Origin of the sequence: Streptomyces sp. NPDC088194 (assembly GCF_040702025.1) — a bacterium.
Classification (GTDB): domain Bacteria; phylum Actinomycetota; class Actinomycetes; order Streptomycetales; family Streptomycetaceae; genus Actinacidiphila.
On the sequence record NZ_JBFBIV010000003.1, the window covers coordinates 79,796 to 95,476 of the forward strand.

11 protein-coding genes are annotated in these 15,681 nt (G+C 73.5%); 5 read left to right on the forward strand and 6 right to left on the reverse strand.

The window, feature by feature from the left end; genetic code table 11:
• Positions 1 to 69: 69 nt before the first annotated feature.
• From AB0399_RS02125 to AB0399_RS02150, 6 genes are all read right to left on the reverse strand, one after another.
• Positions 70 to 2,427, reverse strand: coding sequence for an ROK family protein (locus AB0399_RS02125; RefSeq protein ID WP_366409959.1), 2,358 nt, complete (start codon positions 2,425 to 2,427; stop codon positions 70 to 72).
• A 161-nt stretch (positions 2,428 to 2,588) separates the two neighbouring features.
• Positions 2,589 to 5,687, reverse strand: coding sequence for a glycoside hydrolase family 38 C-terminal domain-containing protein (locus AB0399_RS02130; protein ID WP_366409960.1), 3,099 nt, complete (start codon positions 5,685 to 5,687; stop codon positions 2,589 to 2,591).
• 232 nt (positions 5,688 to 5,919) lie between these two features.
• Positions 5,920 to 6,993: a Gfo/Idh/MocA family oxidoreductase gene (locus AB0399_RS02135; RefSeq protein ID WP_329363954.1), complete on the reverse strand. Its 1,074-nt coding sequence runs from the start codon at positions 6,991 to 6,993 to the stop codon at positions 5,920 to 5,922.
• Positions 6,978 to 7,646, reverse strand: a complete 669-nt coding sequence (locus AB0399_RS02140; RefSeq protein ID WP_328470315.1) for a ThuA domain-containing protein — start codon at positions 7,644 to 7,646, stop codon at positions 6,978 to 6,980. Before AB0399_RS02140 ends, AB0399_RS02135 begins: the two co-directional genes overlap by 16 nt.
• The gene (locus tag AB0399_RS02145; RefSeq protein WP_366409961.1) at positions 7,643 to 8,935 is read right to left on the reverse strand and encodes an enolase C-terminal domain-like protein; all 1,293 of its coding nucleotides are present in this window, start codon (positions 8,933 to 8,935) and stop codon (positions 7,643 to 7,645) included. The genes AB0399_RS02140 and AB0399_RS02145 overlap by 4 nt, the downstream gene beginning before the upstream one ends.
• A gap of 332 nt (positions 8,936 to 9,267) precedes the next feature.
• Positions 9,268 to 10,062 carry an IclR family transcriptional regulator gene (locus tag AB0399_RS02150; RefSeq protein ID WP_328470311.1) on the reverse strand — a complete coding sequence of 265 codons (795 nt, stop codon included), beginning with the start codon at positions 10,060 to 10,062 and terminating at the stop codon, positions 9,268 to 9,270.
• Positions 10,063 to 10,267: 205 nt separating this feature from the next.
• Between AB0399_RS02150 and AB0399_RS02155 the strand changes: the two genes are divergently transcribed.
• The 5 genes from AB0399_RS02155 to AB0399_RS02175 are packed head-to-tail and all read left to right on the forward strand — an operon-like array spanning position 10,268 to position 15,582.
• Positions 10,268 to 11,659 (forward strand): sugar ABC transporter substrate-binding protein, encoded by a 1,392-nt coding sequence (locus tag AB0399_RS02155; RefSeq protein ID WP_366409962.1) that lies wholly within the window; start codon positions 10,268 to 10,270, stop codon positions 11,657 to 11,659.
• Positions 11,656 to 12,663: a sugar ABC transporter permease gene (locus AB0399_RS02160; RefSeq protein ID WP_329363959.1), complete on the forward strand. Its 1,008-nt coding sequence runs from the start codon at positions 11,656 to 11,658 to the stop codon at positions 12,661 to 12,663. Before AB0399_RS02155 ends, AB0399_RS02160 begins: the two co-directional genes overlap by 4 nt.
• The gene (locus tag AB0399_RS02165; RefSeq protein ID WP_329363961.1) at positions 12,660 to 13,586 is read left to right on the forward strand and encodes a carbohydrate ABC transporter permease; all 927 of its coding nucleotides are present in this window, start codon (positions 12,660 to 12,662) and stop codon (positions 13,584 to 13,586) included. The genes AB0399_RS02160 and AB0399_RS02165 overlap by 4 nt, the downstream gene beginning before the upstream one ends.
• Complete coding sequence (locus tag AB0399_RS02170) at positions 13,586 to 14,437, forward strand: NAD(P)-dependent oxidoreductase (RefSeq protein ID WP_329363962.1); 852 nt, start codon at positions 13,586 to 13,588, stop codon at positions 14,435 to 14,437. The genes AB0399_RS02165 and AB0399_RS02170 overlap by 1 nt, the downstream gene beginning before the upstream one ends.
• Positions 14,437 to 15,582, forward strand: coding sequence for a glycoside hydrolase family 99 protein (locus tag AB0399_RS02175; RefSeq protein WP_366409963.1), 1,146 nt, complete (start codon positions 14,437 to 14,439; stop codon positions 15,580 to 15,582). Before AB0399_RS02170 ends, AB0399_RS02175 begins: the two co-directional genes overlap by 1 nt.
• Positions 15,583 to 15,681: the final 99 nt, after the last annotated feature.

Below are 15,681 nucleotides of genomic sequence, written 5' to 3' on the forward strand. Positions count from 1 at the left end.
TGAACGGGCTCCGCCCGGCGGCGGGCGCCGCGCCCGGACGGCCGGCTTCCGGCCGGGCGCCGGACGTCCCTACGCCCGGGCGCGGGTGCGCAGCCGCGGGGTGAAGGTGGCGTGGAAGATCGTGGACGCGGCGCCCACCGCGGCGGCCTCGGCGCTGAGCACGGACGGCTCGACCTCGACCCGTCGCAGCCGGCGCGCGGTCGGGAAGTCGTTGACCACCCGGTGGATCTCGTCGAGGTAGAAGCCGGCGGTGTCCTCGGTGAAGAACGGCCCGCCCAGCACGATCAGGTCGATGTCGAGCAGGTCGACCAGGCCCAGGGCGCCGCGGCCGACCGCGCCGGCCACCTCCCGCAGCGCGGCGGTGGCCGCCGCGTCGCCGGCCGCCGCGGCCCGCCCGACCTCGCGGTACGCCGCGGTGCTGCCGGCGGCCGCGCCGGAGGCGGGGAAGCCGTGCCGGGCGGCGAACTCCGGTACGGAACCGGGCGGGTTGCACTCCGGCACCATCTCGGGCCGCCCGTCGGGACCGGTGCGGCCGAGCGATATCGCGCACAGCTGGCCGAACTCCCCCGCGTTGGCGCTCACTCCGCGGTAGAGGTCGCCGTTGAGGTAGAGGCCGGAGCCGACCCCGGTGCCGAGGTACAGGTAGGCGAAGTCGCGGGCCCTGCGGTCGCGGCCGATCCAGCGCTCGCCGGCCGCCGCGGCCAGCGAGTCCTTCTCGATGATCACCGGGCAGGGGAAGTGGTCCTTGAGCAGGTACAGCAGCGGGATGTCGTTCCACGCCGACAGCAGCGGCGGACCCAGCACCGTACCGGAGGCGATGTCCACCGGGCCCGGCACCGCCACGCCGATGCCGAGGAAGCCCTCCTCCGGCACCGAGCCCTGCGCCTTCTCCAGCGCCTCGCGGCCCAACGCGACGACCTGCGCGACGAATTCGGTCGGGTCGCCCTCCGCGCCGACCGGCCGGGTGCAGGTGCAGACGATCGCGCCGTCGAGGTCGATCACCACGGCGGTCAGCACCTCGGGGTCGATGTGCAGGCCGAGCGCGTGCGCGGCGGTGCCGCACAGCCGGACCGGGGTGCGCGGCTTGCCCGAGGTGGCCCGGCGCTGCGCGTCCTCCACGAGGATGCCGCGGTCGATCAGCGAACGGGCGATCCGCGAGACGGACTGCTGGGTCAGGCCGGTGCGGTGCGCGATCTCGCCGCGGGTGATGGTGCCCGACAGCCGCACCGACTCGATCACCACGCACTCGTTGAACGAGCCGAGGTCGATCTGGTTCACCCCGCTGGAGGCGATCGGCTCCGCGGGGGCGGCCGCGCTCGAAGGGGCCGCCGTGGCCGCCGCTTTGGAGGTGGAAGGCGCGGCGGACGGCGCGGCCTGCGCCGGCGGTACGGCCACGCTGCTGCGCAGATGGCCGGCGACGCTCTCGCGCAGCCACCGTACGGGGGTGCCGCCGCGGCCGAGTTCCGCGACCAGGTCGAGGTAGACGCGGCGCGAGGACTCGGGGTGGCTGGTGCTGTCCAGCGCGGCCATGGCGCGCAGGAAGCTGCGCCAGGAGGCGTTGGCGGGCAACCGGTGCGAGGTCACCCCGCCGATCGCGGCCCCGGCCGGAACGGCGTCGGCGGAGGCGGAGTCGGCGGAGGCGGAGTCGGCGGGGGCGGAGTCCCACAAGGTCACCGCGTGCAGGGCGATGTCGGGGTGGTGGGCGGTGGCCTCGGCGAGGTAGCCGGCGAGTTCCGGGTCGCGGTCGGCGCCGGTGCGGGGCCCGTCCGGCAGCGTCCCGTCCAGGTGGTGCGGGTCCGCGGGTGTCCCGTCCGGGTGCGTCCCGCCTGACGGTGACCCGCCCGGGTGGAGCGCGTCCATCGCGCCGGCCAGCCCTGACAGCACGTCCTCGCCGAGCACCGTGGCGACGGCGGCCGACGGCGGCACGTCCGGGCGGGTACCGGCCAGCAGGACCGCGCGGCGGTCGTCCACGTAGACGCCCATCACCCAGATGTCGGCGCCGGGCAGCGGCGGGCGGGCGGGGACCCGCGGGCCGCGGGTGATGTCGCCGCCCACCGCCCAGCGGCGCCGGATCGAGGCCACCGTGGCGTGCGACAGGCCCAGTTCGCGGGCGATCGCCCGGCTCGCGCCGGAGCCGCCGGGGGCCAGCAGCGCCCGGGCGACGACCTCCGCCTCGTCCACGGTGGCCGGGCGGCCGGTGCGCGGGCGCTGCTCCAGCCCGGCGAGGCCGGCGCTCTGCCAGCGGTGCCGCCAGGTGCCCACGGTCTGCCGGGACACGCCCAGCCGCCGCGCGATCTCGGCGTCCCGCAGTCCCTCGATCGCGAGCAGCACCACCCGCGCCCGCACCGCCAGGGGGCCGCCGCCGCGAGCCCACTCGCGCAGCACCGCCACCGGTCCGCTCTCCTGCACCACGTCGAGGTCAGCCACGGCGCACCTCCGCGGGAATGCCGGCGCGGTACGCCGCCGGCGCGGTTGCCGCGCACGTCGAGCCGGGCGGTGGCGGGCCGCTCGGCCGCCGCCACCGGGTGGCGCGTCTCGGCTGAGCGGCGCGGCGCGGCGGAACGGCGGGCGTGGGGGGCGGGGTTGCGTCAGGCACGGTGCCGGTCCTTGGGCGTGATGCGGAGGGTGAGGATCTGGAACGGGCGCAAGGTGAGCGGGTCGGCGGGGGAAAGGGCGGCGAGCGGCGCTTCGAGCAGGTCGGTCTCCGTCAGGGCGGCGACCGGGAAGCCCGCGGTGAGGGTGGTGCGCGCGCGGCCGCCGCGCGACTCGTAGAGCCGGACCACGACGTCGCCGCCGCGGTCGTCGGCGAGCTTGACCGTCTCGATGAGCACGTCCGGGTGGTCGACGGCGACCAGCGGCAGGTCGGCCACCGGCTCGGGGGTGTCGGGCCCGGTGCGCAGCGGGAGGTTGAGCGCGTAGCCCTCGGTGATCGCGTCCGCCACGGAGGCGCCCGGCCGCAGGGTGTGCCGGAAGCGCTGGACTCCCCGGTCGGCGTGCGGGTCGGGGCTGTGCGGGGCGCGCAGCAGGGTGCTGCGCACCACCGTGGTGGTGCCGCCGTCGGGCCGGGTGTGGCGGGTGGTGTCGTAGCCGTAGGTCGCGTCGGAGGCCAGCGCCACGCCCCAGCCGTGCTCGCCGACATGCAGCCAGCGGTGGGCGGCGGCCTCGCGGCGGGCCGCGTCGGAGCCGGTGTTCTCGTGGGTGGGCCGGGTGACGTGCCCGAACTGGGTCTCGGCGCTGGTGTGTTCGGCGTGCACGTCCAGCGGCCAGGCGGCCTTGAGCATGGTGTCCTGCTCGCGCCAGTCGATCTCGGTGTCGATGGTGAGGGCATGGCTGCCGGCGCCGAGGCCGAGGTGCTGGACGACGGTGGAGCGGCCGGTGCCGCGCACCACCCGGACGGTGGCCAGCAGCGGTCCGGCGTCGAGCAGTTCGACCGACTCGGCGGTGTCGAGGTCGCGCCCGCCGCGCGGGTCGAGCCGCAGCGCGCTCCAGTCGGCGGGCTCGTCGCGGTGGAGCTGGAGCAGGTTGCCGGCCGCGCCGGGCGCGATGGCCTCCCGGCCGGTGCCCGACTCGACGGCCGAGCGCACCAGGCCGTCCCGGTCCACCACGATCCGCAGCAGGCCGTTGTCCAGGACGTGGCCACCGTCGGCGAGGGCTTCGACGGTGACCGGCGACAGGTCGCCGAGCGGCAGTCCGGCCCGGCCGGCGCCGAGGGCGGGCGCCTGCGCGAGGACGGCGGTGCGGCCGTCGGCGAGCTGCTGCCCGCCGGGCAGCGGGCGGGCGTCCGGGCCGAGCACGACGACCTCGCGGCGCTCGCGCGGGCCGGAGTTGAGCACCCCGGTGCCGTCCGGGTCGGTGCCCGGGCCGCCGGTCGCCCGCCGGATCAGCCGCTCCAGCCGGCGCTGCACGTCGCGGTGGGCCTGCTCGGCCTCTTCGTGCACCCAGGCGATGGAGGTGCCGGGCAGGATGTCGTGGCACTGCTGGAGCAGCACCTGCCGCCACAGTCGCTCCAACTCGGCGTAGGGGTAGGGAATTCCGTGCCGTACGGCGGCGGTCGCCGACCACAGCTCGGCCTCGTGCAGCAGGGCCTCGCTGCGGCGGTTGCCGCGCTTGGTGCGGGCCTGGCTGGTGTACGCGCCGCGGTGCGCGGCGAGGTCGAGTTCGCCGCGCCAGACCGGTGCCTGCGGGTACTCCTGCTCGGCGGCGCGGAAGAACGCGGCGGGGGTGCTCAGCGTGACGCGGGGGGCGCCTTCGAGGTCGGCGAAGCGGCGGGCCCGCTCCAGCATGGCCCGGTCGGGGCCGCCGTCGCCGCGGCCGAAGGGCAGCAGCGAGCTGCCGGCGGCGCCGAGTTCGGCGAAGGACGCGACGGTGCCGGTGAGTTCGGGCCCGGTCAGGCTGGTGCCCTCGGCGGCGCCCGGCACGAGGTGGGTGAACAGGCGGGTGCCGTCGATGCCCTCCCAGCGGAAGGTGTGGTGCGGGGGCGCGGCGGCCAGCCCCGGTTCGGGGCGGCGGGCGGCCACCCAGCGGGCCCCGGCCAGCGCGGCGAGCTGCGGGAAGGCGGCGGAGGCACCGGAGACGTCGGGCAGCCAGACCCCGTCGCCGTCGACGCCGAGTTCGTCGCGGAAGAAGCGGCGGCCGTGCACGAACTGGCGGGCCAGCGCCTCCCCGCCGGGCAGTTCGGCGTCGGCCTCGACCCACATGCCGCCGGCCGGCACCCAGTTGCCGTCCGCGACGGCCTTGCGTATCCGCTCGAAGACGTGCGGGTGGTGCTCCTTCATCCAGGCGTAGTGCTGCGCGGAGGACGCGGCGACGACCAGTCCCGGGTACTCCTCGGTGAGCGCGGCCATGGTGCTGAAGGTGCGGGCGCACTTGCGTACGGTCTCGCGCACCGGCCACAGCCAGGCGGAGTCGATGTGCGCGTGGCCGACCGCGGCGAAGGTGTGCGCGGAGTCGTGCGCGTGCCGGCTCAACGCCGGGGCGAGCACCGTACGGGCGCGGCCCGCGGTGCGCGCGACGGCGCGCGGGTCGACCGCGTCCACGGCGGCTTCGAGGGCGGCGCGGATCTCGTGCTTGCGCGGCAGCGCGTCGGGCAGCGCGCGCATCAGGCCGTCCAGCGCCTCGAAGTCGTGGATCAGCTGCCAGACATCCTCGTCGCGGACCGCGATGTCGGCGCGGCGCAGCCGGTACAGCGGGGTGTCGCCGGCGGTGGCCGGGTCGCCGTAGCGGCTGCCGGCCCCGCTGCCGCCCTCGATCTGCGGGTTGGCGGCGGCCTCGACCAGCAGGCGCACCGGCTCGCCGCCGACCGCGCTGACCGCCACCGGCACGGCCGGCAGGTGCGGGTGGAGCCCTTGCAGCGGCAGGCCCCGCTCGTCGTGCACGAGCCCTTCGGCGCGGCCGCCGTCGGGGTCGGAGCCGAGGTCGACGAGGGCCTCGACCCGGCGGCCCGCCCAGCGTTCGGGCACGGTGGCGTGCACCCGGAACCACGTGGTGGCCCAGGGCTTGCCCCAGGGCTCGCCGACCGCGAACGGGGTGTACTCGGCGCGCAGCGCCACCTCCGCCGGAACCGGCTCGCCCGGGATGTGCCAGGCGCCGATGTCCATGGGCAGCCGCTGCGGATACAGCGCTGGGCGCAGCTTCTCGGTGAGGAACGCGGCTATCCGCTCCTCGCCCGAGGCGATCCGGTCATGCATGGGCAGCCTTTCTGTCCAGCGGGTTCCCGCTATGTAAAACCATGTGTGTTATCAAGTCAACGCCTCTCACGAATTCAGCCTTCTCGCAGGTCGTGACCTGCGAGAACGTAATTGTCAGGCTATTTCCAGGTCATTGCGACCCCGATCCGGAAGATAATTCGCCTGACAATGCGGACGGCAAAAGGCGGCGGGCGCGGTCCCTGGTGGCCGCGCCCGCCGCCCCGCCGCTGCGCTACGCGACCGGCGCGGGCCGCTCGCAGCTGCTGGCCACCGGCAGCGCCTGGCCGGCGTGCGCGGAGTCCAGCAGGGTGAGCATCACGTCCAGGACGTGCTCGGCGAGTTCGGCCGACGCCAGGTGCGGGCGGCCGCCCGCGACCGCGTCGGCGAGGTCGGCGAGCCCGGTGCCGCGCCCGGCGCCCCGGTAGCCGGCCGACACCGGCAGCGGCTGCCAGGAGCCGCCCGCCGCGAAGAGTTCGACCGGTCCGTCGAAGCCGTTCGGGTCGGGCACCGACAGCGACCCTGCGGTGCCGTGCACCTCGATCCGCGGCAGGTGCGCGGCGTGGATGTCGAAGCTCATCACGAGCGTGGACAGCGCCCCGCCGGCGTGTTCGAGCACCCCGGTGACGTGGGTGTCCACCTCGACCGCGAAGCGTTCCCCGGCCCGCGGACCGCTGCCGATCTCGCGTTCGGCGCGCGGCGTGGACGCGGCGCCGGTGACCTTGACCACCGGGCCGAGCAGGTGCACCAGCGCGGACAGGTAGTACGGGCCCATGTCGAGCAACGGGCCGCCGCCGGGCCGGTAGTAGAACTCCGGGTCCGGGTGCCACGCCTCGTGGCCGGCGGTGGTCATGAACGCGGTCGCCGCGACCGGGCGGCCGATCAGCCCGTCGTCGACGGCCTTTCGGGCGGTCTGGGTGCCGGTGCCGAGCACCGTGTCGGGCGCGCTGCCGACCCGGACTCCCGCCGCCCGCGCGGCGGCCAGGATCGCGGCGGCCTCCTCGCGGGTGGTGGCCAGCGGCTTCTCGCCGTAGACGTGCTTGCCCGCGGCGATCGCGGCGAGCGCGACCTCGGCGTGCACGGCGGGGATGGTCAGGTTGAGCACCGCGTCCACGTCGTCGCGCGCGACGAGTTCGGCGACGCTGCCGGCCACCTGGGCGCCGGAGCGCTCGGCGGCCTCGGCGGCCCGGCCGGCGTCCAGGTCCGTGACGGCGGTCAGCCGCAGCGTGTCCAGCTTCGCGATGGTGTCCAGGTACTGGCCGCTGATCTTGCCCGCACCGACCATGCCGACCCTCAGCGGCTCGCCCACAGCAGTCCCCTCTCGGTGAGTGCCCGCACCTCGGGCACGTCGAAGTCGTCGGCCTTGTGGCCGATGGCGTTGACGAAGACCCGGCCGGCGCCCTGCTGCCGGGTCCAGACGGTCGGCATCACGACCGGGTGGTCGCGTTCCTCGCCGGCCGGGAAGACGGTGGTGGCCAGCACGTCGATGTCCGGGTCGGTGGAGACCCAGTACTGCTCGGTGTGCACGGCGAAGTCACCGAGCCCGGCGAGCAGCGGGTGGTCGGCGCGCTCCGGCACGAGGTGCACGGTGTAGTCCACGAACCCGTGCGGGTGGTGCAGGAACTGGCCGCCGGTCAGGAAGTGGTAGTCGACGTCGCCGCGGAAGGAGTCGACGATCCCGCCGTGCCAGCCGGCGAAGCCGGTGCCGGCCCGGACCGCCGCGACCAGGCCCTTGGTCTGCTCGGCGGTGATCTCGCCCATGGTCCAGCACTGCACCACCAGGTCGGTGGCGGCCAGCCGCTCGGCGTCGGCGTAGACCTCCAGCGACTCGGCCGTGTCGACCTGGAAGCCGCTGTCCTTCAGGAACGGCACGAACAGGTCGCTGATCTGGACGGGTGAGTGGCCCTCCCAGCCGCCTCTGACCACCAGGGCCCTGCGGTGCGGACGGTTCGGATCGGTCACGGGCGTTGCACGCTCCCATCGGTGTTGCGCAGCAGGGCCCACCGGTCGTGGGCCAAGGGTTCCGGCACGGGGTGCCGGGCGGCCGCGGCCTCGTCGAAGTCGACGCCGTGGCCGGGGGTTTCGTGGGGCACCAGGCCGCCGTCGGTGGCGGTGATGGTGCCCGGGTAGACCTCGTGGACGGGCGGCCTGAAGACCGCGGCCTCCTGCACGCCGAAGGCGTGGCTGGAGATGTCCATGGCGAGCGTGGCGGCCTGGGCGATCGGGCTGACGTCGGCCGGGCCGTGCGGCGCCAGCCGCACCCCGCGCAGTTCGCACAGCACGGCGATCTTGCGGGCCGGGGTCAGCCCGCCCAGGGTGGGCACCCTGATCCGGGCGAAGTCGATGTCGGGGCCGTCGCCGCCGGCGATCAGGTCGGCGAACTGGGCCGGGTCGTGGAACAGTTCGCCGACCGCCAGCGGCACCGGCGAGACGTCGTGCAGCCGCTTGAAGTGGCCGGCGTCCTCCGGCGCGAGCAGGTCCTCCACGAAGTACAGCCGGGCGTCCTCCACCCGCCGCAGGAACTCCCTGGCCTGCCGCGGGTCGAGCCGCTCGTGCACGTCGTGCAGGAGTTCCACGTCGTCGCCGACGCGTTCGCGCACCTGGCGCAGCACCTCCGGCACGTAGCGCAGGTAGCCGGCGCCGTCCCAGGGCGCGCGCCGGGTGCGTACCGCCTCCGGGTCGGTGCCGCCGCCGTGCGCGCCGTAGGTGTCGGCGCCGGGCACCGCGGCCTGGATGCGCACATGGCGGTAGCCGCGCTCGCGGGCGGCCTGCACCTTGTCGGCCAGCTCGGCCGCGTCCAGGCCGTCGACGTGGGTGTACGCCTCGGCGAAGGTGCGGACCTTGCCGCCGAACAGCGAGTACAGCGGGGCGCCCAGCCGCTTGGCCTTCAGGTCCCACAGCGCGACGTCGATGCCGCCGAGCGCGTTGCCGTTGATCGAGCCGCCGCGCCAGTAGGCGCTGTTGAGCAGCAGGCGGTGGATGTCGTCGATGTCGTCGGGGTCCCGGCCGACCAGCAGCGGGGCGAGGTAGTCGTCGAGCACCGAGCGCACCGCGAGGGTGCGCTGCGGATCGCTCGCGCAGCCCAGCCCGTACAGGCCCGGGTCGTTGGTCTCGATACGGACGATGAGGTGAGGACAGCCGTGGGGGGCGGTCAGGAACGTGCGGACGGCCGTGATGCGGATCTTGGCACCGCGCTCGTCGACCCAGGGTGCGGGGGCGAGCGGAGCGGGGCCGGCATCAGGCAAAGCCATGCGAACTCCCACGTGCAGGAAGGCGGTTCGGTCAGCGCGAAGCCGTCGCCGACCGGTTCCGGACAGCAGCGTGTGCTATCCCTTGGAGAGGACGACGACGTCACGCACGGCACGTACAGATAACAGAATGCCGTACCGACTCACGAACGTATGAAAGCCGGTCCGAGTTTGTCAAGAGGTCTGACAAACTCGGACCGGCTGGTGCGCAACGGGCCACGGCGGCAAGGCGGTTGGGCCGGGGCGGGAGGGTCCCGGCAGGGCCGGGTGGGGCGACGGCGGCGGTTACGGCGCGAGCCGCGGATCAGGGCCCGGACGGCTCCCGGGCCCGGTCCTCACTGCTGGCCGAGCCGTTTGAGCAGCGTGCTCAGCGAGTGCGCCGCCTCGGTGACGGCCTGCGCGATCTCCTCCATCCGCGCGTCGTCCATCCGGCTCTTGGGCGCCGAGCAGCTGATCGCGTCCTCGCCCTGGCCGCTGCCGAGCGCGACCGCGACGCAGCGGATGTCGACGGAGTTCTCGCCGTCGTCCATCGCCCAGCCGCGCAGCCTGGCCTCGCCGAGCTGCGCCAGGAGTTCGTCGGGGTCCACGACGGTGTCGGGCGTCAACCGCTCCAGCGGCCAGGCCAATCGGCGCTGCACCTCGGCGGGGTCGTACTGCGCGAGCACCGCCTTGCCGAGGCCGGTGGCGTGCGCCGGCAGCCGGCGGCCGACCGCGGAGTACATCCGCAAGGCGTGCCGGGACTCGCGTTTGGCCAGGTAGACGACGTGCGTGCCGTCGAGCCTGCCCAGGTGGACGGACTCGCCGGTCTCCTCCGCGAGCGCGTCGAGCACCGGCCCGGCCAGGCTCGTGACGTCGTCGCCCTCCAGGTACGCGGTCCCGGTCAACAGGGCTTTCAGGCCCAGGCTGTAGCGGGTCCCCGACGGGTCGAGATCCACCCATCTGCGGGCCTGCATGGTGCGCAGGATCGCGTGCAGGCTGCTCTTGGGCACGGCCATCGCCGCGGCCATCTCGGCCAGCGACATCCGGGCGCCGTCGGCGCCGAGCAGTTCGAGCACCTCGAGCACCCGCGCCGCGGACTTGACCTCTTCAGGTTTGCGTTCGGGCCCGCGCCCGCGCGCTGTTGCTGCCACCGATTCCACCGATCCTCCGCTCCCCGCGCTCCCCTGCGCCGACACCTGACGGCCCCTGGGTGCACACCCAATCGCAACGCACGCCTTGACGCTATATCAAACACCACCGTAAGTTCAGGGACTCCAACGTCATTCGGTCTTCTGAACGATCGAACCCTAGGCAGGGGCTATGCGGATACCATTTGTCGGACCTGTTGCAGGATCTGTGACGAGAAGCAGCACCAAGAACCGCCGGACCCGATTCGCCGCAGCGGCCGTCGTGACGGTCATGTCGCTGGCGCCGGTCGCCGCCTGCGGCGGGTCGGGCGGGTCGTCCGGGGGCGGCAAGACCCTGGAGATGTGGACCTTCAAGCAGTCCCACGTCGCGGGCCTGCGCAACGCCGCCGCCGAGTTCAAGAAGCAGACCGGCATCACCGTGAAGATCCAGGCGTACGGCCCGGACGACGCCTACACCACCAAGGTGCAGGCCGCCGCGAAGACCCATGACCTGCCCGACGTGCTGGAGACGCACTCCGACGGCGAGGACTTCGCGCTGGGCTCCACCGGCATCGCCAAGGACATCTCCAAGGACGTCGACGCGAGCTGGAGCGGCCTGTACCAGAAGGGCGTGCAGGGCTCCGGCACGGTCACCCCCGAGTTCTACCGGGAGTCGCTGCCCGCCGACTCCAAGGACCACGGCGTCCAGAAGGGCCAGCGCTTCAGCGTGCCCTTCACCTCCGGCACCTTCGGCATCGTGATGGGCAACAAGAAGGTGCTCGCCGCGGCCGGCATCACCAAGCCCCCGGCCACCTACGAGGAGTGGCTCGCCGACCTGAAGGCGACCACCACGAAGAGCCCCACCACCGGCGGGGTCAGCCTGGGCCTGAAGGTCAAGGCGACCGGCATGACCTGGACGATGCAGCCGCTGGCCTTCGCCGAGCTGGGGAAGGCCAAGTACCAGGCGCTCTGGGGTCAGAACGCGTCCGAGGACTTCTCCTCGCCCGACGGCCAGAAGGCGCTCAGCGAGTACGCCAAGCTGCAGCCCTACTGGATGCCCGGCACCCAGATCCTCGACATCGACTCCGCCGACCAGGCGTTCGCGCAGGGCAAGTCCGCCTGGGACATCGGCGGCACCTTCACGCTGGCCTTCCTCCAGCAGAACGGCATGAACCCCGACGACGTGATGGCCTTCGGCATCCCCGGCCCGTCCGACGGCGCCGTGCCCAAGCCCGCGCTCGCCCCGCTGGCGCTGACCGGGCTGACCGTCACCTCGACCAGCTCGCACACCGCGAACGCCGAGAAGTGGATGAAGTTCCTCTCCCAGCCGTCGGTCGCCTCGCAGTTCGCCAAGGACGCCACCGAGGTGCCCGCCACCCAGCTCGGCGCCGACGCCGCCAAGGTGATGGGCCCGACCCTGGCCGGCCTGACGGCGACCTTCACCGGCACTCCGGAGAACACCTACGACCCGAGTGACGCCAGCTTCCGGCCGCCCGGCTACGACCAGGACTCCATCAGCGAGATCCTCGCCGACCTGACCCCGCTGCACCAGAAGAGCGTGGAGGCGACCGGCAAGGCGATGGCGAAGCTCAACAACTCCTTCTGGAAGCTGGCGAAGTGACCACCGCTCCCCGTCCCGCACTGACGGCGGAGGCAGCCGCGGCCGGGGGTCCCGGTGACCCCCGGCCGGGCGCCGGCCCCGCCACCAAGGCCCGCCGCCGCAGCCGGCGCGGCGGCCACGAAGCCCTCTCCGGCTGGCTGTTCGTCGCCCCGGCCGTGGTGCTCTTCGCGGTCATGGGCCTGTACACCGTCGGCTACGGCTTCCTGCTGAGCTTCGCCCAGTGGAACGGCTTCGCCGCGCACTGGACCTGGGTCGGCATCCAGAACTACAAGGACCTGCTGTGGGCCGACCCGCGGTACGCGCCCCGGGTCCAGCACGCCGCCGTGCACACCCTGTACGTGATGATCGCGGTGCCGGTGCTGACCGTCCTGGTGTCCTTCCCGCTGGCGGTACTGCTCAACTCCGCCCGCCGGATGCAGACCCTGCTGCGCTCGGTGTACTTCGTGCCCTACGTGACCAGCGGCATCGCGGTGTTCTTCGCCTGGCAGTACATCCTCCAGCCGGACGGCGCGATCAACACGCTGCTCAAGAGCGTCGGCATGGGCTCGCTCGCCCAGCCGCAGGGCTGGCTCGGCAACCCGCACACCGCGCTGCCCACCATGATCGTGGTGACGGTGTGGGGCGCGGTGCCGGTGGCGATGCTGATGTACCTCACCGGGCTGCAGACCATCGACCGCAGCGTGCTGGAGGCCGCGCAACTGGACGGCGCCGGCTGGTGGCGCACCAACTTCTCGGTGGTGTGGCCGCTGGTCCGGCCGATCACCCTGATCGTGGTGCTGCTGAACCTGCGCGACTCGCTCCAGGGCTTCCAGACCTTCCTGGTGATGACCAACGGCGGCCCCGGCGACCACACCAACGTGCTCGGCCTGGAGTCGTACCGGCTGGCCTTCCTCATGCAACTCGACCCGACCCTGGGCCTGGCCAGTGCGCTCGGCTGGCTGCTGTTCGCCGCCGCGCTGGTGATCGCCCTGATCAACCTCCGAGTACTGCGGAGCAGGACATGACAACGATTCCCCTCGGACCGGCCGACGACACCGCCCCCGCGAAGAACGGTTCCGGCCGGCCCGGGCCCGCTGCCGGACCCCGCTCCGGCGGCGGCAAGCTGGCCCGCCGGATCAGCGCGAAGGTCGTCATCGGCGTCCTGCTGGCGGTCTACGGGCTGGTGAGCCTCTACCCCTTCCTGTGGATGATCTCGGCCGCGTTCAAGAACAACATCGAGGTGGTGCGCGGCGGCCACCTGATCCCGCACTCGCCGACCCTCCACACCCTGACCAGCACCTGGAACCAGCTCCACTTCTTCCGGTACTTCGTCAACAGCCTCGAAGTCACCGCGCTGACCGTGGTGCTGACGCTGGTGGTGTACGCGGCGGCCGGCTACGCCTTCGCGGTGCTGGACTTCCCCGGCCGCGGCATACTGCAGAAGCTCTTCATCTCGCTGCTGTTCGTGCCGGGCGTCACCGTGATGCTGCCGATCGTGCTGCTGGAGAACAAGCTCCACCTGCTCGGCACGCACATGGGTCTGGTGCTGCCCTTCGTCAACGGCGGCGCGCCGCTGTCGATCCTGCTGATGACCGGCGCGTTCTCGGCGGTGCCGAAGGAACTGCGGGAGTCCGCGCGGGTGGACGGCGCCAACGAGTTCCACGTCTTCACCCGGATCTACCTGCCGCTGACCCGGCCCGCGCTGATCACCGTCGGCCTGCTGACCGCGATCCCGACCTGGAACGAGTACCTGCTCACCCGGGTCTCGCTGAACAACCCGAGCTCCTACACCCTGCCGCTGGGCCTGCAGACGCTGTCGTCGGAGAACGTGCCGCACTACAACGAGATGATGGCCGGCGCCCTGATCGTCGTCGTGCCCGTGGTGCTGCTCTTCCTCTCCCTCCAGCGCTACTTCGTCAACGGCCTGGTCGGGGCGGTGAAGGGCTGATGCTGGTCCTCGTCACCGGGGCCGCCGGGCACATCGGCGGCCACGCCGTCGCGGAACTCCTCGGCGCCGGCCACGACGTGGTGCTCACCGACCTGCTGCCGGTGGACGAGCCGCGCGCGGTACGGGTGCACACCGGCGACCTCCAGGACCCGGACCTGGTGCGCAAGGCGATGGACGGCGTCGACGCGGTGGTCCACCTCGGCGCCATCCCGCACCCCAACGTGCCCGACCCGAGTGCCCTGTTCGCGGAGAACTGCCACACCGCGCACCGGGTCCTGGAAGAGGCCGGCCGGGCCGGGGTGCGCCGGGTGGTGGCCGCCTCCAGCATGTCCGCGGTCGGCCTGGCCTGGTCGCCGGTCCCGGCCTCGCCCGCGTACGTGCCGCTCGACGAGCAGCACCCGAGCCTGGTCCGCGACCCGTACGGGCTGTCCAAGGTGGTGCTGGAGGAGGTGGCCCGCACCGCGCACCGCCGGCACGGCACGGACGTGGTGAGCATGCGCTTCCCCTTCACCGGGGCCGGCGACCGGCTGGACGAGTTCGTCCGCGCCTGCGCCGCCGACCCGGCCGGGCAGCGGCACGACCTGTGGGGCTGGCTGCACACCCTCGACGCGGCCACCGCGATCCGGATCGCCCTGGAGGCCGACATCACCGGCGCGCACGTGGTCAACGTGACCGCGCCCGACACCACTTCGGCGCTGCCCTCGGCCGCGCTGATGGCCACGCACCACCCCGGTGTGCCCCTGCGCTCCGCCGTCACGGGGCACGCCACGCTCTTCGACACGACCGCTTGCACCGATCTGCTGGGGTTCACCCCCCGGCGCACCTGGCGTACGACCGAAGGAGAGAGCTGATGTCACCCGAACTCACGCCCCCCTCCCGCCGCACCCTGCTCACCGGTGCCGCCGCCGCCGGCGCCGCCGCGCTGGTCGGCCTGAGCGGCCACAGCGCTCAGGCGGCCACCCCGGCACCGGCCGGGCGACCCGGACCCGGCGCGGCCCACGGATCGAGGCCGGTCTCCCGGCACACCCACATCTTCTACTACCCGTGGTACGGCAACCCGGACTTCTACGGCGACTGGCGGCACTGGCAGCAGGGCGACGTCACCCCGCCCGAGGACATCGGCTCCAACTACTACCCGGTGCAAGGCCCCTACGACTCCGGCGACCTGCACGGCACGGTCGCCCAGCACATGCGCTGGCTGCGGCAGGCCGGCACCGGCGTGCTGGTCAGCAGCTGGTGGGGGCAGGGCAGTTACGAGGACCAGCGGGCCGAGGTGGTGCTGGAGGCCGCCGCCAAGGAGGGCCTCCAGGTCGCCTGGCACATCGAGCCGTACGACGGCCGCGACGCGGACTCCGTGGTCGCCGACATCCGGTACATCAGCGGCAAGTACGGCCACCACCCGGCCTTCCACCGCGACCCGGAGCACGGCCACCGCACCGCGTACTACATCTTCAACAGCCTGCTCACGGTGGACTGGTCGGCACTGCACCAGGTGGACGACCAGGCGATCGTGATGGCGCAGACCTGGGACCTGACCCGGATCAGCGACTTCGGCGGCGCGTACACCTACGACGCGATCGCCACCCACAACGAGCCGGACTGGACCGAGGTGGCCGCGTTCTGCGCCGAACGCGGCATGGTGTGGGCGCCGTCGCTCGGTCCGGGCTACATCGACCACCGCGCGAAGCCCGGCAGCACCACCCCGATCCTGGACCGCGCCGACGGCGCGACCTACGACCAGGAGTGGGCGTACGCCCTGTCCTCCGGCAACGGCGACGCGCCGCCGGACTGGGTGAGCATCACGTCGTTCAACGAGTGGCACGAGGGCAGCATGATCGAGCCCGCCACCGCGCAGACCCCCGGCACGTTCGACTACCTCGACTACGAGGGCGCCTACGGGCGGCACGGCCGGTCCGCGCAGACCGCGTACCTGGACCGCACCGCCCAGTGGGCCGCGCGGTTCGAGGCGGAGCGAGCCCGGCACCGCCGCGGCTGAGCCCCGCTCCCGCCACCGGCCCGGACGGGGGCGGGCGCCGCCGCCCGCCCCCGCTGCACGACCGACTCCCTGCCGATACCCCAGCAGAAAGAGCACTCC

Bases quoted from the DNA above. Each gene is read 5' to 3' on its own strand.
- AB0399_RS02130 (WP_366409960.1), bottom strand. From the start codon at position 5,687: ATGCATGACCGGATCGCCTCGGGCGAGGAGCGGATAGCCGCGTTCCTC.
- AB0399_RS02145 (WP_366409961.1), bottom strand. From the start codon at position 8,935: ATGGCTTTGCCTGATGCCGGCCCCGCTCCGCTCGCCCCCGCACCCTGG.
- AB0399_RS02165 (WP_329363961.1), top strand. From the start codon at position 12,660: ATGACAACGATTCCCCTCGGACCGGCCGACGACACCGCCCCCGCGAAG.
- AB0399_RS02170 (WP_329363962.1), top strand. From the start codon at position 13,586: ATGCTGGTCCTCGTCACCGGGGCCGCCGGGCACATCGGCGGCCACGCC.
- AB0399_RS02175 (WP_366409963.1), top strand. From the start codon at position 14,437: ATGTCACCCGAACTCACGCCCCCCTCCCGCCGCACCCTGCTCACCGGT.